The 18706-nt window shown below is 64.2% G+C and carries 21 protein-coding genes; 11 read left to right on the top strand and 10 right to left on the bottom strand.

The genetic code is table 11. The features are described from left to right. Window position 1: 1 nt before the first annotated feature. Entirely contained in the window at window positions 2-661 is a 660-nt protein-coding gene (locus DIZ22_RS11145; RefSeq protein ID WP_170978360.1) for an alpha/beta fold hydrolase, read from the bottom strand. 445 nt (window positions 662-1106) lie between these two features. On the opposite strand from DIZ22_RS11145, the gene DIZ22_RS11135 reads away from it, so the two are divergent. Beyond that, window positions 1107-1535: a DUF4279 domain-containing protein gene (locus tag DIZ22_RS11135; RefSeq protein WP_199909698.1), complete on the top strand. Its 429-nt coding sequence runs from the start codon at window positions 1107-1109 to the stop codon at window positions 1533-1535. A 359-nt stretch (window positions 1536-1894) separates the two neighbouring features. Here DIZ22_RS11135 and clpA read toward each other — a convergent pair whose 3' ends face one another. Next, complete coding sequence (clpA, locus tag DIZ22_RS11130) at window positions 1895-4216, bottom strand: ATP-dependent Clp protease ATP-binding subunit ClpA (RefSeq protein WP_048939078.1); 2322 nt, start codon at window positions 4214-4216, stop codon at window positions 1895-1897. Window positions 4217-4372: 156 nt separating this feature from the next. Further along, window positions 4373-4570: a DUF1192 domain-containing protein gene (locus DIZ22_RS11125; protein WP_004211362.1), complete on the bottom strand. Its 198-nt coding sequence runs from the start codon at window positions 4568-4570 to the stop codon at window positions 4373-4375. Window positions 4571-4672: 102 nt separating this feature from the next. Between DIZ22_RS11125 and DIZ22_RS11120 the strand changes: the two genes are divergently transcribed. From DIZ22_RS11120 to DIZ22_RS11085, 8 genes are all read left to right on the top strand, one after another. Next, window positions 4673-5680: an NAD(P)H-quinone oxidoreductase gene (locus DIZ22_RS11120; protein ID WP_048939079.1), complete on the top strand. Its 1008-nt coding sequence runs from the start codon at window positions 4673-4675 to the stop codon at window positions 5678-5680. Between the two features lie 10 nt (window positions 5681-5690). Beyond that, complete coding sequence (locus DIZ22_RS21810) at window positions 5691-6422, top strand: hypothetical protein (protein ID WP_164488889.1); 732 nt, start codon at window positions 5691-5693, stop codon at window positions 6420-6422. Between the two features lie 85 nt (window positions 6423-6507). Further along, window positions 6508-7371, top strand: a complete 864-nt coding sequence (locus tag DIZ22_RS11110) for a UDP-2,3-diacylglucosamine diphosphatase (RefSeq protein ID WP_048939081.1) — start codon at window positions 6508-6510, stop codon at window positions 7369-7371. Between the two features lie 14 nt (window positions 7372-7385). Then, window positions 7386-8414 (top strand): glycosyltransferase family 1 protein, encoded by a 1029-nt coding sequence (locus tag DIZ22_RS11105; protein ID WP_122928202.1) that lies wholly within the window; start codon window positions 7386-7388, stop codon window positions 8412-8414. A 115-nt stretch (window positions 8415-8529) separates the two neighbouring features. After that, window positions 8530-9213 (top strand): cell cycle transcriptional regulator TrcR, encoded by a 684-nt coding sequence (locus DIZ22_RS11100; RefSeq protein WP_010337928.1) that lies wholly within the window; start codon window positions 8530-8532, stop codon window positions 9211-9213. A 148-nt stretch (window positions 9214-9361) separates the two neighbouring features. After that, complete coding sequence (locus DIZ22_RS11095; RefSeq protein ID WP_048939083.1) at window positions 9362-11083, top strand: long-chain fatty acid--CoA ligase; 1722 nt, start codon at window positions 9362-9364, stop codon at window positions 11081-11083. A 45-nt stretch (window positions 11084-11128) separates the two neighbouring features. Further along, window positions 11129-11662 (top strand): peptide-methionine (S)-S-oxide reductase MsrA, encoded by a 534-nt coding sequence (gene msrA, locus DIZ22_RS11090; protein WP_004211369.1) that lies wholly within the window; start codon window positions 11129-11131, stop codon window positions 11660-11662. 114 nt (window positions 11663-11776) lie between these two features. Further along, window positions 11777-12043 (top strand): hypothetical protein, encoded by a 267-nt coding sequence (locus tag DIZ22_RS11085; RefSeq protein WP_004211370.1) that lies wholly within the window; start codon window positions 11777-11779, stop codon window positions 12041-12043. A gap of 14 nt (window positions 12044-12057) precedes the next feature. Here the strand turns inward: DIZ22_RS11085 and DIZ22_RS11080 are convergent, their stop codons facing one another. Continuing rightward, the gene (locus tag DIZ22_RS11080) at window positions 12058-13014 is read right to left on the bottom strand and encodes an L-threonylcarbamoyladenylate synthase (RefSeq protein ID WP_029547760.1); all 957 of its coding nucleotides are present in this window, start codon (window positions 13012-13014) and stop codon (window positions 12058-12060) included. Between the two features lie 110 nt (window positions 13015-13124). Between DIZ22_RS11080 and DIZ22_RS11075 the strand changes: the two genes are divergently transcribed. Then, window positions 13125-13940: an ATP-binding protein gene (locus tag DIZ22_RS11075; protein WP_048939084.1), complete on the top strand. Its 816-nt coding sequence runs from the start codon at window positions 13125-13127 to the stop codon at window positions 13938-13940. A gap of 3 nt (window positions 13941-13943) precedes the next feature. Here DIZ22_RS11075 and DIZ22_RS11070 read toward each other — a convergent pair whose 3' ends face one another. The 3 genes from DIZ22_RS11070 to DIZ22_RS21805 all read right to left on the bottom strand — a co-directional run bounded on the left by DIZ22_RS11070 (window position 13944) and on the right by DIZ22_RS21805 (window position 15971). Beyond that, window positions 13944-14282: a hypothetical protein gene (locus tag DIZ22_RS11070; protein WP_230588606.1), complete on the bottom strand. Its 339-nt coding sequence runs from the start codon at window positions 14280-14282 to the stop codon at window positions 13944-13946. A gap of 128 nt (window positions 14283-14410) precedes the next feature. Beyond that, window positions 14411-15739 (bottom strand): sorbosone dehydrogenase family protein, encoded by a 1329-nt coding sequence (locus tag DIZ22_RS11065; RefSeq protein WP_122928201.1) that lies wholly within the window; start codon window positions 15737-15739, stop codon window positions 14411-14413. Between the two features lie 61 nt (window positions 15740-15800). Then, window positions 15801-15971: a hypothetical protein gene (locus DIZ22_RS21805; protein WP_010337933.1), complete on the bottom strand. Its 171-nt coding sequence runs from the start codon at window positions 15969-15971 to the stop codon at window positions 15801-15803. Window positions 15972-16202: 231 nt separating this feature from the next. Here DIZ22_RS21805 and DIZ22_RS11060 point away from each other — a divergent pair, with 231 nt between their 5' ends. Further along, entirely contained in the window at window positions 16203-16406 is a 204-nt protein-coding gene (locus DIZ22_RS11060; RefSeq protein WP_004211380.1) for a hypothetical protein, read from the top strand. A 72-nt stretch (window positions 16407-16478) separates the two neighbouring features. Here the strand turns inward: DIZ22_RS11060 and argC are convergent, their stop codons facing one another. The 3 genes from argC to DIZ22_RS11045 are packed head-to-tail and all read right to left on the bottom strand — an operon-like array spanning window position 16479 to window position 18695. After that, on the bottom strand, window positions 16479-17423 hold the full coding sequence (gene argC, locus DIZ22_RS11055; protein ID WP_048939086.1) for an N-acetyl-gamma-glutamyl-phosphate reductase: 945 nt from the start codon (window positions 17421-17423) through the stop codon (window positions 16479-16481). Further along, window positions 17420-18328 (bottom strand): C40 family peptidase, encoded by a 909-nt coding sequence (locus DIZ22_RS11050; protein ID WP_048939087.1) that lies wholly within the window; start codon window positions 18326-18328, stop codon window positions 17420-17422. The genes argC and DIZ22_RS11050 overlap by 4 nt, the downstream gene beginning before the upstream one ends. After that, window positions 18288-18695, bottom strand: coding sequence for a MarR family winged helix-turn-helix transcriptional regulator (locus DIZ22_RS11045; RefSeq protein WP_004211384.1), 408 nt, complete (start codon window positions 18693-18695; stop codon window positions 18288-18290). Before DIZ22_RS11045 ends, DIZ22_RS11050 begins: the two co-directional genes overlap by 41 nt. Window positions 18696-18706: the final 11 nt, after the last annotated feature.

Raw genomic sequence — 18706 nt, 5'->3', positions numbered from 1 at the left:
GCTAAGTGCGCGCGAAATGCCCATGGCGCAGGAAATGCACGACCTGATCGGCGACGGGGCGGGTGTAGATCATCGCGGTGTGGGCGACGGGCAGGGTGATATGGTCGCCTTCGCCCGGACAATGGGTGGCGGCGACGCTGACCTTGCCGTCATTGGGCGCGCGGAAGATGCGGCTGGGGAGCAGGCCATTCATCGGCCGGTCGCCCGCGATGATGCCGAGCGGATAGTCGACCTCACCCAGCGCCGCCAGCGTGATCGCATCGCGGCGAGTGCGTAGCAGCGCGCCGGCCTGGTTCAGGATCAGCGGATGAAGGTGCAGGCGGTAGAGAAGGTCGGCAATCTCGCTGCCACCATTGGGCGTGCCTAGCATGACGACGCGGCCGAGATGATCGGGGCGATGGCGCGCGAGCCAGGCGCGGAGCATGAGGCCGCCCATCGAATGACCGACACAATGAACGGTCGTAGCATGATAGGCCGGGCTGGCGATGATGCGGGCGTGGAGATGATCGACGACGCGGGCCAGCGGCCAGCGCCAGCTGGGATAGCCGATATTGGCAACGTCGTAGCCCTCCCCGCGCAGCCGTCGGGCAAGCAGCGCGGTCTGCACCTGATGACCGCCAAAGCCGTGGAGGAGGATGACGGACTGGGTGTGGGGCTGCATGATGGCATGGGTGTCATGCAATGCTTACGCAGGCAAGGGCATGTGGGTTTAGGGGGAGGGTGCTAACGACCAGAAGCGGCTGTGAATTCCTCCCTGCAAGGTTCGGCAGAGGCACGCGACTCTGCCGAACCTTGCAGGGGAGGATGGTCTGGAAGCGACCACCCCCGTCATCGCGAGCGACGATGCCGGGCTTTGACGGCTGACGACCAGAAGCTACCTTCACCATCTTCGTCATCCCGGACTTGATCCGGGATCCATTCAGCGCTCCCCATCCGCCGTAGCGCAGAATGGATCCTGACTTCCGTCAGGATGACGGTGGCTGTGACTGGCAAGTAACGACCATTCTTCGTCACTCGCTTAGGCCATACGCATCGTTGAAACCGGCCACTCATTCAGATGGTACGTCAGATGCTGAACGACGAAATTTGGTAGGAAGCCGCCGCCTATGTTAGGCTCCGATATGGGCGTCTTACACCGATCGGCAGCATCAATAGGATTTTATGGAGATGATCTCGACCCGACAGAGATAACAGAACGACTTGGTGAGCCGACTATCGCCGTGAAGATGGGCGGAACATTTCAGACCCTCGGAGGCAGGGACAAGATCGCCCGCACGGGGTCATGGCAGGTGACTGCAAAAGATCAGCAGCCGGCTGATCTCGATCGACAAATCAACGATCTGTTAGATGGTTTGTCTGATGACATCGTATCGTGGCAGGCTTTCTCGCAGCGATTTAGAAGTCGCGTATTTTGCGGCCTCTTTCTTGAAGATAGCAACGAGGGCCTTGCACTCCGTTCTGAAACGCTCGCTCGTCTTGGAGATCGCGGTTTGTGCCTCCATCTCGATATTTATAGCGCACCAGAGCTAGGGTGAATGTCCGAAACTGCTGCAACTGTTGTAGAACGATTTGTCCGCACAACGTCAGCTTCCGCCGATTGTCTTCCCAACAGCCGACAGTCAGCAAACCACCCAAGTTGGCCTTCCCTTTTCTTCTCCGCGCCTCCGCGTGATTCATTTTCGCGCGGAGCCGCGGCGGCACGGAGATAGTGGATGAGGGCTAACCGCCTGTGCGGCAATGACGGAAAAAGAGGGGAGCAGCAGCTGCGCGGGGATGTGGCTCTTTGTGGCGCGTGCCCCTCCACCGTGCTGCGCATGGTCCCGCTCCTTGTGCCGGGGAGGAATAAAAAAGGCGGCCCTCTCGAGCCGCCTTTCCCGTGGGCCTGTGAAGCCGCTTATTTCGTGCCTTCCGGCGCCTTGGCCTTGCCGCCCTTCTTGCCGCCCTTCTTGGGCGCGGCGGGGGTGATCTGGAAGGCGAGGGCTTCGTCCTTCATGTGGACATGGACCTCGCCGCCATGGACCAGCTTGCCGAACAGCAATTCCTCGGCCAGCGGCTGCTTGATCTTCTCCTGCATCAGGCGGCCCATCGGGCGGGCACCATAGAGCTTGTCATAGCCCTTCTTGGTGAGCCAGGCCTTGGCCTCCTCGTCCAGCGTGATGTGGACGTCGCGATCGGCCAGTTGAAGTTCCAGTTGCAGCACGAACTTGTCGATGACGCGGGCGACGATTTCCGGCGGCAGATAGCCGAACGGCACGATCGCATCGAGGCGGTTGCGGAATTCGGGGGTGAAGAGCTTCTTCACCGCGTCTTCCTGCACATCCTCGCGGGTCAGCTCGCCAAAGCCGATCGATTCCTTCGCCATGTCCGACGCACCCGCATTGGTGGTCATGATGAGGATGGTGTTGCGGAAATCGACGGTCTTGCCGTGGTGATCGGTCAGGCGGCCATTGTCCATCACCTGCAACAGGATGTTGAACAGGTCGGGATGCGCCTTCTCGATCTCGTCGAGCAGCAGCACGCTGTGCGGCTGCTGGTCGACGGCATCGGTCAGCAGGCCACCCTGGTCATAGCCAACATAGCCCGGAGGGGCACCGATCAGGCGGCTGACCGAATGGCGTTCCATATATTCCGACATGTCGAACCGCTGCAGCGGGATGCCGAGCAGGGTCGCGAGCTGGCGTGCCACCTCCGTCTTGCCGACGCCGGTGGGGCCGGAGAAGAGATAGTTGCCGATCGGCTTGTCGGGATCGCGCAGACCGGCGCGCGACAGCTTGATCGCGGACGACAGCACCTCGATCGCCTGATCCTGGCCGAAGACGACGCGTTTCAGATCGGTGGTCAGCGATTCCAGCACGCTCTTGTCGTCCGACGACACGGTCTTGGGCGGGATGCGCGCCATGGTGGCGATGACCGCCTCGATCTCCTTGGGGGTGATCGTCTTCTTGCGCTTGGAGGGCACCACCAGCATCTGCATCGCGCCCACTTCGTCGATCACGTCGATCGCCTTGTCCGGCAGCTTGCGGTCGTTGATGTAGCGGGCCGACAACTCGACCGCCGCCTTGATCGCGTCCGGCGTATATTTGACGTGATGATGTTCCTCGAACGCGGTGCGCAGGCCGGTCAGGATCTTGATCGTATCCTCGACCGAAGGCTCGTTTACGTCGATCTTCTGGAAGCGCCGCAGCAGCGCGCGGTCCTTCTCGAAATGATTGCGGAATTCCTTGTAGGTGGTCGAACCGATGCAGCGGATCGTCCCGCCCGACAGGGCCGGCTTCAACAGGTTCGAGGCGTCCATCGCGCCGCCGCTGGTCGCGCCGGCACCGATCACGGTGTGGATCTCGTCGATGAAGAGGACCGCGTGCGGCATCTTCTCCAGTTCGGTGACGACCGCCTTCAGCCGCTCCTCGAAATCGCCGCGATAGCGGGTGCCGGCCAGCAGCGCGCCCATGTCGAGCGAATAGATGACCGCTTCCTTGAGCACGTCGGGCACTTCGCCCTCGACGATCTTGCGCGCCAGGCCTTCCGCGATCGCGGTCTTACCGACGCCCGGATCACCGACATAAAGTGGGTTGTTCTTCGAACGGCGGCACAGGATCTGGATGGTGCGGTCGACTTCCGACGACCGGCCGATCAGCGGATCGACCTTGCCGCGTTCCGCCTTCTCGTTGAGGTTGACGGTGAACTGCTCCAAGGCACTATCCTTCTTGCCCTTGCCGTCCTGCACCTTCTTTTCCTCCTCGGCTGCCCCCTTGGTCTCCTGACGCTCGGGCGTGGGCGTGCCCTTGCCGACGCCGTGGCTGATATAGCTGACGGCATCGAGGCGGCTCATGTCCTGCTGCTGCAGGAAATAGACGGCATAGGATTCGCGTTCGGAGAAGAGCGCGACGAGGACATTGGCGCCCGTCACCTCATCCTTGCCGGACGACTGGACATGGAGGATGGCGCGCTGGACGACGCGCTGGAAGCCGCTGGTGGGCGAGGGGTCGCTGGCGCCCTCCACCTTCAGGCTGTCAAGTTCGGTGTCGAGATACTGGGTGACGGCATCGGCCAGTTCGCCCAGTTCCACGCCGCACGCCTGCATCACCTTCGACGCATGTTCATCGTCGATCAGCGCGAGAAGCAGATGCTCCAGCGTCGCATATTCATGCTTGCGCTCCGACGCATGGGTCAGCGCATTGTGCAGGGTGGTTTCAAGGGCGGCTGCGAAAGATGGCATGTCTTTTCTACTCCTGGCCCCGGTTAGGGGCTGACTTGAACCTTATGTCGGCATTGCTCGACGACGGTTCAAGGGAGAGGCCCTGACCGCCGGAATTGCCAGACTGCCCATGCCCGGTGGAGCCCATGGTCGGGCCGTCAGGGGCGAGGCGCAGGTTCATCGCTTGAATAACGCCTCGGCAGTTGCCTTATGGTTAACGGCGCTTTCAATTTTTGTTCGAGTGCGGGTGATTTCGGTTTCCAGCGCCCTGATGCGCGCTTCCAGTTCCGCAACGGACAGGGGACCCAGATCCTGTCGGAGCAGTTGGGCCAGCGGATCATCGGCCTTTCTCGGCAGATCATTGTCCATGTCCATAAAGGGTAATGTTGACCCTGTAGGCTAGTCTGTCAATAAGAAGCGAAGCTCCGTCCGTCGATTTTGGGTGCGGCGCAATATCTCTGGCCCGGGGGGGCACATATGATCCTCGACAGTTTCACGATTCCATCGCAGATGACGGCCATCGGCATCCCGGTGCCGGGCGGTCCCGACGCTCTGGTGCCCGAACAGCGGCCGGTGCCGGTGCCCGGCGAGGATGAGGTGCTGATCCGCGTCGCCGCCGCCGGCGTCAACCGGCCCGACGTGCTGCAGCGGCAGGGCAAATATCCGCCGCCGCCCGGCGCGTCCGACATTCCCGGACTCGAAGTGGCGGGCACGATCGTCGCCGCCGGCCGGTCCGCCGACATGCTGGTGGGCCAGCGCGTCTGCGCGCTGCTGCCGGGCGGGGGCTATGCCGAATATGCGATTGCCCCGGCCGGCCAGTGCCTGCCGGTGCCGGCGGATTATGACCTGGTCGAGGCGGCGGCGCTGCCCGAAACCCTGTTCACCGTGTGGACCAATCTGTTCGAGCGCGCCTATGTGGTCGGCGGCGACCGGGTGCTGGTCCATGGCGGCACCAGCGGCATCGGCACGATGGCGATCTCGCTCTGCCGCCTGTTCGACATAGAGATCATCGTCACCTGCGGCAGCGACGACAAAAGCGCCCAGGCGCTCGAATGGGGTGCTTCCCATGCGATCAATTACAAGAGCCAGGACTATGTCGCCGAGGTGAAGCGCATTACCGGTGGGCAGGGGGTGCAGGCGGTGCTCGACATGGTCGGCGGCGACTATGTCCCGCGCAACATCGAATGCATGGCGGAAGATGGCCGCCATGTGTCGATCGCGGTGCTGGGTGGAGCCAAGACCAGCATCTTCCTGCCGACGGTGATGTCCAAGCGCCTGACCCTGACCGGATCAACCCTGCGGCCGCGCTCATCGGGCTTCAAGAGCCTGGTCGCGGACGAGATCATGCGCACCGTCTGGCCCTTCGTCGAACAGGGCAAGCTGCGCCCGGCGATGGACCAGCGCTTTGCCCTCGCCGACGCGGCCAAGGCCCATGCCCGCATGGATGCGGGCGAACATTTCGGGAAGATCGTGCTGACGGTGTGAGGATAGTTTAGTGCAGAACCGTTATGTCGCTGACGTCGGCGATTATGTGAAGCTGTCGATGTTGCGTCGATTGGCGCCAGGGTTGAAACTGGGTGTTCTGTGGTGGCTATACCCTGATGAAGCCCATAATGCGGATGGTAAGCACATAGCCTATTTGGATCGACCACAGATATGGCGCGCCATTGATCCGGTGTTGTTTGATAAGTTGAAGCTTATTGTTCAGCGCAACGATCGTAGTGTGGATGCTTTGGAGCGGGCCGGACTGATTGACGGTGCTGTCTATCACAACGCGATGCTTCCTGCTGGCGATGCAAAATCCAGACGCGCCTTGCGAGCATCTTGGTTCGCGCGAGCCGCCGAGTTTGTGGATGGTTGCGATCTTATATTTGTAGATCCCGACAACGGCCTTGAACCAGCGACCTATAGTGTCGGATCTGCCAAGGCCGGTAAAAGTGTGGCTTTGGCAGAATTAATGGCGTTGCAACGAGATGGTCGGACCATTGTGGTCTATCACCATCATACAAGGATGGCAGGCGGCAACATCGTGGAGTTGATGCACTGGGGTGAGCGCCTCGCGGAATTGGGTTTTAAGGTTGATGCGCTCAGGTCGGCAGTGGGAACTGCGCGAGCATTTTTCCTTTTAGACGCCACTCCTGAATTGCGGCAGCGAGCTACTGAGTTCGCGCGGCATTGGGGAGGGAAAGTCACTTGGCACCCTGCATTGGATGGTCGAAGGTCGTAGCATTTCCGTCATATTCGGTGCGGAGTTGTAACAGAGCGGCGCTAAGGATTCGGCCTCAAGGACAACAGCCCTTGAGGACGTAGACATGAACGCCATCACGCGCTTGCCCTTCCTGAGCGAACTGGAAGAGGGGGCTGACGACCGCTTCCACATCCCTGAACGGGAAGGCGCGCGTCGCCGCTATCGCACCATCTGGATTTCCGACATCCATCTGGGCACGCGCGGCTGCAACGCCACGATGCTGATCGATTTCCTGGACAGCGTCGACAGCGACACCATCTATCTGGTCGGCGACATCATCGACGGCTGGCGGCTCAAGAAGCGCTTCTACTGGCCCGCCGCGCATAATGACGTGCTGTGGCGGATCATGAAGCGGGCCAAGCGCGGCACCCGTGTCGTCTATATCCCCGGCAATCATGACGAGATGTTCCGTCAGTTCACCGGCATGAATTTCGGCGGCGTCGAGATCCGGCGCAAGGCGATCCACGAGACCGCCGACGGGCGCAAGCTGCTGGTGCTGCATGGCGACGAGTTCGACACGATCATGCTGGCGCATCGCTGGCTCGCCTTTGTGGGTGACGCAGCCTACACGACGCTGATGCGCCTCAACGTGGTGGTCAACGCGGTGCGCCGGCGCATGGGCCTGCCTTATTGGTCACTGTCCAAGATGGCCAAGCACAAGGTCAAGAATGCCGTGTCCTTCATCTCCCGCTTCGAGGAAGTGGTGGCGCATGAAGCCGGCGCGCGCGGCGTCGACGGCGTGGTGTGCGGCCATATCCACAATGCCGAGATGCGCGAGATCGAGGGCATCGAATATTATAATGATGGCGACTGGGTGGAGGGCTGCACCGCGCTGGTCGAACATGCCAGCGGCGCGATGGAGGTGCTGCACTGGGCCGACGAGATCGCCAAGCGCGGCGAAAAGACGCCGGCGCTGATGGCGGCCTGACGCGGAGAGGGGCCATGCGGATCGCGATCGTCACCGACGCCTGGACGCCGCAGGTCAATGGCGTGGTGCGCACGCTGCAGACGATCCAGGCCGAACTGGAGCATATGGGCCATGAGGTGAAAGTGATCTCGCCCGATCTCTATGGCTCCATTCCCTGTCCGACCTATCCCGAAATCCGGCTGGCACTGGTGCGATCGGGCGTGGTGGGGCAGGCGATCGCCGCCTTCCGTCCCGACGCCGTCCATCTGGCGACCGAAGGGCCGCTCTGCTTTGCCGCCCGGCGCTGGTGCCTGCGCGGCAATGTGCCCTTCACCACCGCCTATCACACCCATTTCCCCGATTATGTGTCGCAGCGCACCGGGCTGCCGGCGGCCTGGTTCTGGCGCTATATTCGCTGGTTCCATGGCCCGGCGCAGGCGGTGCTGGTGTCGACCCGGTCGGTGCGGCAGCAATTGCGTGCCCATGGCGTCGCCAATGTCCGCAAATGGGGCAGGGGCGTGGACCTCAAGACCTTTGCCGGCAGTGTCGCCCCCTCGGCCCTGCTGGCGGACCTGCCGCGCCCGATCCAGCTCTATGTCGGCCGGGTCGCGGTCGAGAAGAATCTGGAAGCCTTTCTGGCCAGCGAGCATCCCGGAACCAGGGTGATCGTGGGCGACGGCCCGGCGCGCGGGGCGCTGGAACGGGCTTATCCCGACGCCCGTTTCCTGGGTGCGCAGTTCGGTGCCGATCTGGCGACGATCTATGCCGGCGCGGACGTGTTCGTCTTCCCCAGCCGCACCGACACGTTCGGGCTGGTGATGATCGAGGCGCTGGCCGCCGGCACGCCGGTCGCAGCCTATCCGGTCACCGGGCCGATCGATATCGTCACGCCGGAAACCGGCGCGCTGTCGGAGCGGCTGGAGGATGCCATCGCCGCCGCGCTGCTGTGCGATCGGGCAGCCTGTGCCGCCTATGGCCGCAGCTTCAGCTGGGAACGCAGCGCGCAGGAATTCCTGGCCGGATTGCATCCGATCGATCCGGTGGTGATGGACAGCGCCGCCTGACGCTTTTCCTTGCCGCAAGCCCCGCGATGCTCTATCCCTGACATGTCGTGGCCGCCCTGCTTGGGCGGCCCTTATCGTTTTTAGAGCCGGAGAAGACCCCGTGTCCCAGCCCCTCATGCCCCATGCGACCGCCAGCTGGCTGGTCGACAATAGCGCTCTGAGCTTTGACCAGATCGCGGAATTTTGCGGGCTCCACATCCTGGAAGTCCAGGCCATCGCCGATGACACTGCCGGCATCAAATATACCGGCCGCGATCCGGTGCGCGCCCATGAAATCACCATGGATGAAATCCACAAGGGCGAGAGCAATCCCGACTACAAGCTCAAGATGCTCAAGGGCCCCGAACCGGTCCGCCGCACCAAGGGGCCGCGCTACACCCCGGTAAGCAAGCGCCAGGACAAGCCCGATGGCATCGCCTGGATCCTGCGCAACCATCCGGAGATTTCGGACGGCGCGATCGGCAAGCTGATCGGCACCACCCGCACCACCATCGCCGCGATCCGCGATCGCAGCCACTGGAACATCAGCAACATCACGCCCAAGGATCCGGTGACGCTGGGCCTGTGCTCGCAGCGCGAACTGGATGCGCTGGTCAGCAAGGCGGCGAAGAAGGCCGGCATCGAGATGCCGACCGATTCGCGTCTGGATGGCGATCGTGAGGCGCTGATCGAGGAACTGCGCCGCGAGCGCGAGGATAATGCGCGCCGCATCGAGCAGGCGCTCAAGAGCGAGTCCGAGCTGATTTCGGGCGCCGCGACCATCCTTGATCCGTTCAGCAGCAACAAGGGCGAGGTCTGAAGACGTAGCGTCATCCGACGCTCTTTCCGACCCGCTGCGATGCAGCATTCTCAAGGGCCGCGCCGGCTTTCGGGCGCGGCCTTTTTGCTACAATCCAGACACAGGTTGACGCTTGCGTAAAGCGCTCGGGCCACTTACACTTCTGTAAATGGAGAGCAGAGAAAAGATCTGGCGCGAGCATTATCAGCACCCTACGCCGTGGGAGCAGACGTTCCCGCCGATGTCGATGGGGGACATGGTAACGCAGAGCGCCACCGCCCACCCGCAGGCCCACATGATCGACTTCATGGGGCGCAAGTTCAGCTATGGCGCGATGATGGACGACATCAGGCGCATCGCCTGTGGTTTGCAGGCCATGGGCGTGAAGAAGGGGGACCGGGTCGGTCTCTACCTGCCCAACACCCCCCATTATGTCGCGGCCTATTATGGCGCGCTGCTGGCCGGCGCGATCGTCGTCAACTTCTCCCCCCTCTACACCGCCGCCGAACTGGAGCATCAGGTCGAGGATAGCGGCACCAAGATCCTGTTCACCCTGTCGGCCAAGGCATTGCTGCCGACCGCGCTCAAGGTGCTGGACAATAGCAGCCTCGAAAAGCTGGTGGTCGGCTCGATCGCTGAGGTGCTGCCGACCGCCAAGAGTATCCTCTTCCGCCTGTTCAAGCGCGGCGAGACGACGCCGCTGCCGCATGATCCGCGCGTCATCCGCTATGACCGGTTGATCGCCAATGCAGGCGAATGCATCGTGGCCGACATCGATCCGGTCAACGACGTCGCGCTGCTGCAATATACCGGCGGCACCACCGGCACGCCCAAGGGCGCGATGCTGACCCACCAGAATCTGACCGCCAATGCGCGCCAGGCGCAGGCGATCGACCCGCATGCGGGCGAGGGCGACGACCGCATCATCGCGGTGCTGCCCTTCTTCCACGTCTTCGCCAACACCTGCACGCTGAACCGGACCGTCATGAATGGCGGCGAGATGGTGATGCTGCCCCGGTTCGAGGCGGTGCAGGTGCTTTCGGCCGTGCAGCGGACCAAGGCGACGTCTCTGCCCGGCGTGCCGACCATGTATCAGGCGCTGCTCGATCATCCGGCCCTGCCGAACATCGATTTCTCGTCGCTGCGCACCTGCATTTCGGGTGGCGCGCCGCTGCCGATGGAGGTGAAGCAGAAGTTCGAGGCGGTGACCGGCGCGCGGCTGATCGAGGGCTATGGCCTCACCGAAACCAGCCCGATCGTCTGCGCCAATCCCTATGAGGGGCTGAACAAGACCGGCACCGTCGGTCAGCCCGTGCCGGGCACCCGCGTCAAGATCGTCAGCCGCGAGGATCCGACCCAGCCGCCGCCCGCGGGCGAGCCGGGCGAACTGATGTTCGCCGGTCCGCAGATCATGAAGGGCTATTGGAACCGGCCGGACGCGGACGCGCAGGTGTTCGTGGGCGAGTTCCTGCGCACCGGCGACGTTGGCGAGGTTGATGACGATGGTTATGTGCGGATCGTCGATCGCCTCAAGGACATGATCGCCGTCGGTGGCTTCAAGGTCTTCCCGAGCCAGGTGGAATCGGTCCTCTATCATCATGAATCGGTGAAGGAAGCGCTGGTGATCGGCGTGCCCGACCGTTATCGCGGCGAGCAGCCCAAGGCGTTCGTGACCCTGAACGAAGGCGCGACCATCGACGGGCCGGGGCTCAAGGACTGGCTCAACCCGCAACTGGGCAAGCATGAGCGGGTCTGCGAGGTCGAGGTGCGGGCCAGCCTGCCCAAGACGCTGGTCGGCAAGCTGTCGCGCAAGGAACTGGTCGCCGAAGAACGCGCCAAGGCCGAACAGGCAATGGCGCAGAATGCGGCGCAGACTGGAACCGCGGCCTGATTGCTCCTATCTAGCGCGCCAAAGCTGGATAAGGATTATCGATATATGGCGCAGGAAATCGCAACGCTGGCTGGTGGCTGCTTCTGGTGTACGGAAGCAGTCTACCAGACGCTCAAGGGCGTGGAATCGGTCCAGAGCGGCTATATCGGCGGGACCAAGGTCGATCCGACCTATGAGGAGGTCTGCACCGGCAATACCGGCCATGCCGAAGCGATCCGCATCGCCTTCGACCCGGCCGTCATCAGCTATGCCGACCTGCTCGACATCTTCTTCGCCACCCACAATCCGACGACGCTGAACCGCCAGGGCAACGACATCGGGACGCAATATCGTTCGGCGATCTTCCCCCATTCGGCCGAGCAGCAGGCCGAGGCGCTGGCCGGCATCGCGCGGGCGCAGGTGGACCAGGTCGATCCGGTGGTGACCGCGATCGAGGCGGACGCCCCCTGGTATCCGGCCGAGGATTATCACCAGAAATATTGGGAGCGGGTCGGCGACCAGAATCCCTATTGCATGGCGGTGATTCCGCCCAAGCTGGCCAAGCTGCGCAAGGGTTTTGCCGCGCGCATCGAGGAATAATCCTCGGCCTGGCCGATTTCCCGACCGCTCGTCCCGTTTCGCCGCGTTCTTAGCTTATGGTTAATGTCGACCATGGCAGATGCAGCGCAACGGACGAGTCGGGGGACTTTGAGAATGACCAAGACGATCATGCTGCTGGCGCCGGCGATGCTGCTGATGCTGCCGGGCTGTATTGCCAGGACGGCGGTGGATATCGTGACCTTGCCGGTGCGCGCAGGTGCGCAGGCGGCCGACTGGGCGACGACCAGCCAGGACGAGGCCGACCGCAATTATGGCCGCAAGATGCGCAAGCAGGAGGCCGAGGAAGGCAAGGCGCGCAAGAAGGCCGACGAACAGCGCCGCCGCGAATGCCGCAAGGCCGGCTACGACAATTGCGGCTGAGCCGGATCGACCGGTCAGGCCGCGGCGCGGCGTAACCGGTCGTTGATGGCGGTGCCGATCCCCTCGTCAGGGATGGGCGCGACCGCGATCCGCTCCTGGGTGCTGGCGTCGGCGACGTGCAGCGCCGCGAACAGATTGGCTGCCGCCTCGCGCAGATCCGCGTCGACGCTCAGGTTCAGATGGCAGGGCATCAGCCCGAAGCCGATCAGATATTCATCCTTTTCCGCCCGCAGCGCGTTGAGCCGCACCGGCTTCGACGGCGCATAATGGCTTTCGAGCTGGCCGGGTGCTTCGATCTTCGCATTGTCCTTCCCCGTGATGACCGGCAGGCCGCTTGCCTCCTCCAGCATCGCGGCCGTGACCGGGCCGGGGCGCAGCAGGCGGATGCGGTCCGCTTCGGGGGCGGCGATGGTCGATTCCAGCCCTTCGCTGGTCGGGCCTTCGTCCAGGATCATGCGGATCTTGCCGTTGAGGCTGGCCAGCACATGCTCGGCCCGGCTGGGGCTGATCGATCCGCTGCGATTGGCCGAAGGCGCAGCCAGCGGCCGGCCACTCTCGCGGATCAGCGCGCGCATCGCGGGATGGGCCGGCAGGCGCAGCGCCACGGTCGGCAGGCCAGCCATCACCAGCGGCGACAGGCCGCTATCGGCCCGCACCGGCAGCACCATGGTCAGCGCGCCCGGCCAGAAGCGGGCGGCAAGCTGCTCGGCCTGGGGCGAAAAATCGGCCAGCCGCCGCGCCATCTCCATGTCGGCGACATGGACGATCAGCGGGTTGAAGCTGGGCCGCCCCTTGGCGCTGTAGATGCCCGCGACCGCCTGGGAATCGGTGGCATCGGCGGCCAGGCCATAGACGGTTTCGGTGGGAACGGCGACGGGCTCGCCGGCGCGGATCAGCAAGGCTGCCTCGCGAAGCGCTTCCGCGCCATAGCGGCAGACCCTGGTGGAAAAGGCTGGATTTGGGATAGTCACGACCCCCGCGATATAGACCCCGGAACGCTGCAGTAAAAGGCCATTGCGACAGTGACATGACATTGTTGGCAAAGCTTGCCGCAACGGCGCGGCCCGGCTAATCCCGCGCCATGAACGACGCCCTGCTGACCCGTATCGCCGAAGCGCTGGAACGGCTCGCGCCGCCGCCGGCTTCCTCTGCCGACCTTGCGGCTGCTCCCGCCTATGTGTGGGACGGGGTGGCGATCCGCGCGGTGGATGCGTTCGCCCCGGTGGATTATGATCTGCTGACCGGCATCGATGCGCAAAAGAGTGCGCTGCTCGACAATAGCCGCCGCCATGCCGCCGGCCATGCCGCGCATGACGTGCTGCTGTGGGGCGCGCGCGGCACCGGCAAGTCGGCGACCGTGGCTTCGGTGGTCGGCAAGCTGCAGGCGGAAGGGCAGGACATCGCCCTGCTGCAATGCGCGATCGATGAACTGGCCAGCCTGCCGGCGCTCTTCACCCTGCTGCGCAGCACGACCCGACCCTTCATCCTGTTCCTCGACGATCTGGGCTTTGACGAAGGCGTGGGCGATGCCCGTGCGCTGCGTTCGCTGCTCCAGGGCGGCACCGCCGCGCGTCCGGCCAATGTCCGCCTCTATGTGACGTCCAACCGCCGCCATATCGTGCCGCGCAACCTGTCGGAGCAGGATGATCCGATCAATCCGCGCGACGTGGTCGATGACAAGATGGCGCTGTCGGACCGGTTCGGCCTCAGCCTGGGCTTCCATGCGCTCGACCAGGATGCCTATGTCGCCATTGTCGAGGGCTATGCGCAGGCGCTGGGTCTCAGCGTCGAGCCGCTCGACGCGATCCAGTGGGCAACGCAGCGGGGCAGCCGCTCGGGCCGTGTGGCCTGGCAATATGTGGTCGAACTCGCCGGCCGTCACGGCCTCTCGGTCTGATTCTCAGTCGCCGTCCTTTTCGGCAAGGCTCAGAAATTCGTCGACCAGTCGGTCCAGTTCCTTGCGGCAACGCGGCGGATCGACGGCGGTGTCGCATAGCGGCGCGGCATCGGCCATCGTCTTGATGACGCGGGCCAGGCTCAGCGTGTCGCTGTGACGTTGTCGATGGGCGAGGGCGGCGAAGGTGTTGAAATACATTTCCGCCAGCCGCCGATCATGCTCCAGGTCATAGCCTTGTCGTCGGTCCGGCTGGCCCAGCGCTTCCATGCGCAAGTGATGAAGGGATCGCCGCGCGCTGTCCGCCCGCAGCTGATATAGCTCCGCCGGTTCGATCGGTTTCATCTTGGACGCCTGTCGCATCGCGTATCAGCGCGCGAACGGGGCAATATATCCCTACTGTTGCCCGGCCGAAATTAAGCGTCTGGTTCTGCGAACAAGTTTTTTCGACGCTTCGGCCGGGCGAGCCATGATTATTGTGCGCGGGTCACCCGCCAGACGACGCCGCCGACATCGTCCGCCACCAGCAGCGCACCCTTGGCGTCCACGGTCACGTCGACCGGCCGGCCTCGCGCCGCGCCCTGTGCGTCCAGGAATCCGGTCAGCACGTCGACCGGCTTGGCCTTGCCGACTTCGCCATTATCCTCGAACGGAATGAACACGACCTTGTAGCCCGCGGCCGGCTTGCGGTTCCAGCTGCCATGCAGGCCGACAAAGGCGCCATTGCCATAGGTGGCGCCAAGCTGCGCATCCTTGGAGAAGCTCAGGCCCAGCGGCGCGACATGGTTGCCCAGCGCATAGTCGGGGCGCTTGGTATATTCGCGGATTTCCGGCCGCTGCGGCTGGACCCGGCGATCCTCATAGCCGCCCCAGTAATTCCACGGCCAGCCATAGAAGGCACCGAATTCGACGCGGGTCAGATAGTCGGGGACCAGGTCGCCGCCCAGCATGTCGCGCTCATTGACCACGCCCCACAGCACGCCGCTCCTGGGTTCGAACGCCAGGCCGACCGGGTTGCGCAGGCCCGACGCATAGATGCGATAGTCGCCGGTCTTGGGATTGACCTCCAGCACGGCGGCGCGGTTGGCTTCGCTTTCCAGGCCATTTTCGCCGATATTGCTGTTCGATCCGACGCCGACATAGAGCAGCCCGTTGGGGCCGACGGTCAGGCTGCGGGTCCAGTGCATGTTCGGCGCCTGGGCCGGCAGGTTCAGAATCTTCCGCCCCTTGTCGCTGATCTTGGTCTCGCCTTCCTTATAGGGGAAGGCCATCAGCGCATTGGTGTTGGCGACATAGAGGGTGTCGCCGATCAGCGCCATGCCATAGGGCGAATAGAGGCCGCTCAGGAACACCGTCTTGGTGTCCGCCTTGCCATCGCCATCGGTGTCGCGCAGCAGGCTGATGCGGTCGGGCGAGGGGACGCCGGCGCCGGCCTTGTTCATCAGGAAATTCATCACCCGGCTGACGATGCCGGTCTGCGGGCGGGGCTGGCTGTTGGTCTCGGCCGTCAATATGTCGCCATTGGGCAGGCGCAGCAGCGATCGCGGATGGCTCAGCCCCTCGGCAAAGCGCTCGACCACCAGACCCTTGGCCGCGACCGGCTTCTCTCCAGCCTTCCACGGCTTGACCTCGGCGATGTTAACGGTCGGGAAAAACTCGTTGCGCGGCGTGGTGAAGCGCGGTTCCCGGCCGACATCGGCACCGGCCGGCAACTGGGCCGTGTCGCCCTGCGCGAAGTAGAGGAAGGCGCCGCCGGCAATGACCAGCGCGACGAGGGGGATGGCGATGAAATGCTTCTTCATGTCGCCACATCTATGCGGCGATGCGACGCCCGGCAAGGCGCTCCGTTGCGCGGGTGGTTAGTTAAGCCTTTCGTTCGCGCAGCCACAGCAGCAGGGCGATCAGGATGCCGGCTCCGGTGCCGACCAGCAGGCCGATGCTGGGCTGTCCCAGCAGGCCGCCGCCGATCGCCCCGGCCATGATCAGCAATGCGATGATGGCGCCCGCGCCGGTCGGATTCTTCGCCTTGTTCATGGCCCATCCTTGCCATGGCCCGCCGCCCATGGCCAGTCGCTTGTCGCCCGCGTCTCCCCTGTCCCGGATCGGAACGGCTCGCGTCCCGAAATGGCGCGCCTGTCCCGCTGCGGGACTTGGCTAACCGGCTGTTCACCCTCGTCATCGGCCTGCTGCGCCAAAGCGCCAAACTGGCATGGGGGTTGATAGGGGAGGGGAAAGGGCGCGCAAAAAATCGGGGGTCGCATGCACATGCCATATCTTTCGGATCGAAAGAGCTATGAGGATGCGACGGAACTGATCGCGACCTTTGGCGCCAATGCCGGCTATGAGGCGGCGGCGCGGGCCGATCGCAGCCGCGACCTCGGCAACCACATCCATTTCTGCCACTGGCGCCAGATCGAGCGGCTGATCGTGTTGCTCGCCCATCACCAGCCGCTCGGCACGATCCACTGATAGTCTGAACGCAAAAAGGGCCGGAGCGTCATGGAACGCTCCGGCCCTTTTTGCTGTCTGGCTGACGGCGCTTTAGAGCCGCAGGCCGGCGGTTTCCGGCAAGCCGGCCAGGATGTTGAGATTCTGCACGGCGGCGCCTGCCGCACCCTTGCCCAGATTATCGAGCGTGGCGACCAGACGGACCTGGCCGCTCTGCGCATTGCCGAACACCGACAGCGACAGGCGATCGGTCGCGCCGACATGCTCGACATCAATCTGTGCCATGGCGCTGCTGTCGGCCAAGGGCGTCACGCTGACGATCGGCGATCCTGCATAGGCGGCGGCCAGCGCGGCGTGGATGTCCGCCGGGGCGGGCGTGCCGGGCATGGCGCGCAGCTGCAGCGGCACTTCCACCAGCATGCCGCGATAGGCATTGGCGACGGCCGGCGCGAACAGCGGCGGATGGGCCAGACCCGAATAGCGGGTCATTTCCGGCACATGTTTGTGCGCCAGGCTCAGGCCATAGGCGCGGAAGGCGGTCGGCGCGCCCTCGGCGCCCTCATATTCGGCGATCATCGCCTTGCCGCCACCCGAATAGCCCGATGCGCCCGATACCGTCACCGGCCAGTCGGCCGGCAGCAGGCCGGCCAGCACCAGCGGACGGACCAGCCCCAGAAAACCGGTCGGCCAGCAGCCGGGATTGGCGACGAAGCGGCTGTTGGCCAGCCGCTCGCGATGGCCCGGTTCCAGTTCGGGGAAGCCATAGGTCCAGCCGTCGGCGACGCGGTGCGCGGTCGATGCGTCGATCACGCGGGTGCGGTCATTGTCGATCATCGACACGGATTCGCGTGCGGCATCGTCGGGCAGGCACAGGATCACGATGTCGGCCGCGTTCAGCGCGTCGCGCCGGGCCGCCATGTTGCGGCGATCCTTTTCATCGACCGTGATCAGCGACAGTTCGGGCCGGTCGGCCAGGCGATCGGCAATCTCGATGCCGGTGGTGCCATGGCCGCCGTCGATGAAGATCTTCGTGGTCATGGGGCAATCCTCCGCCGCGCGATGATCGGCTGTTCATGGTCGGGCGCCAGCCGGGCGACGACATCGGCCAGCGGCTCGACCACCACGGCCATCCAATGGGCGTTGGCGTGCAGCATATGGGTGGCGTCGGTCATGATCCCGACATGGCCGGGGAAGAAGATCAGGTCGCCGCGCTGCAACGGCACGCTCGCCTCGATCGGCGCGCCAATGCCCTCGCACTGCAGGTCGGTGTCGCGCGGCACGGCGATGCCGCATTCGCCCAGCGCAACCTGCACCAGCCCCGAACAGTCGATGCCGCGATGGCCACGGCCGCCCCAGACATAGGGCTGGCCCAGATAGCGCTGCGCCACCGCGACCCAGTCGCTTTCCCGCGAGTCGAGCGGTGCGGCATGGCGGCCATGGATGAAGCCGTCGCCGGTCGCGAGGAAGCTGTCCTCGGCCTCGCCGCCGAAGCGGGCGCCCAGCGGCCAGTGATCGGCGATCGGTGCCTTGATGTCGGCGCGGCTGAACAGCGGCGCGCTCTGGTTGACGATGCGGTGGCTCACCGCCTCCTTCACGTCCAGTGCGTCGCGGCGGATATAGCCGACATAGCCGTCATGCCCGCAGAAGCCCCAGGCCCAGTCGGTCGTGACGTCGAGCGCATGGAAGCTTTCGCCGCGCAGCAATTCGCTGACCGCCTCGGCATTGTGCGAGGGCTGGGACAGGATCGGCGCGCCGGGCGCCACGCAGGTCAGTTCGACCGCGCGGGCATAATGGGCGGAAAAGAGCACGCCGGCGAGCGAGATGTCCGCAAGGTCGCCACGCGCCGCATGGACGCGGTGGTCGAGCGCTACGGATCTGCCGTCCAGCTTGAACCGGGTTCTTTCAGGCGGTGCGTTCCGCGTGGTGTTGATCTGGCCTGTCATCGCGCGCGGTTCCTGCGATGAAATGGTGAAAGGCGTCAAGGAATTCCGCGCCCTTCGACGTGCGGGTGATGAAAATATTGCGCCGATCGGCCGCATCCCGCTCTCGTCGGAGATAGCCGAGCGCCGAAAGCTTGTTCAGCGCGCGGGTGATGACCGGCTTGGACACATGCAACTGTTCGGCCAGGCCGCGCACCGTATGCGGGCCATCGCCGATATAGACGGTCAGCATCAGGGCCATCTGGCGGTTGGTGAGGTCGGGTTTTCCCGACCGCACATAATCCACCAGGGTCCGCATCCACTGGCTGAGCGGCTGTATGCCGGGACGGTCGATCTGGGCGGCCTGTTGCGGGGAAGCGAGCGCGTTCATGCCCCCCTAAC

The organism is Sphingobium sp. LF-16 (assembly GCF_003711185.1).
GTDB classification, from domain to species: domain Bacteria; phylum Pseudomonadota; class Alphaproteobacteria; order Sphingomonadales; family Sphingomonadaceae; genus Sphingobium; species Sphingobium yanoikuyae_A.
Note: the sequence above shows the minus strand (reverse complement) of the source record. Positions and strands in the feature narration are given on the sequence as shown.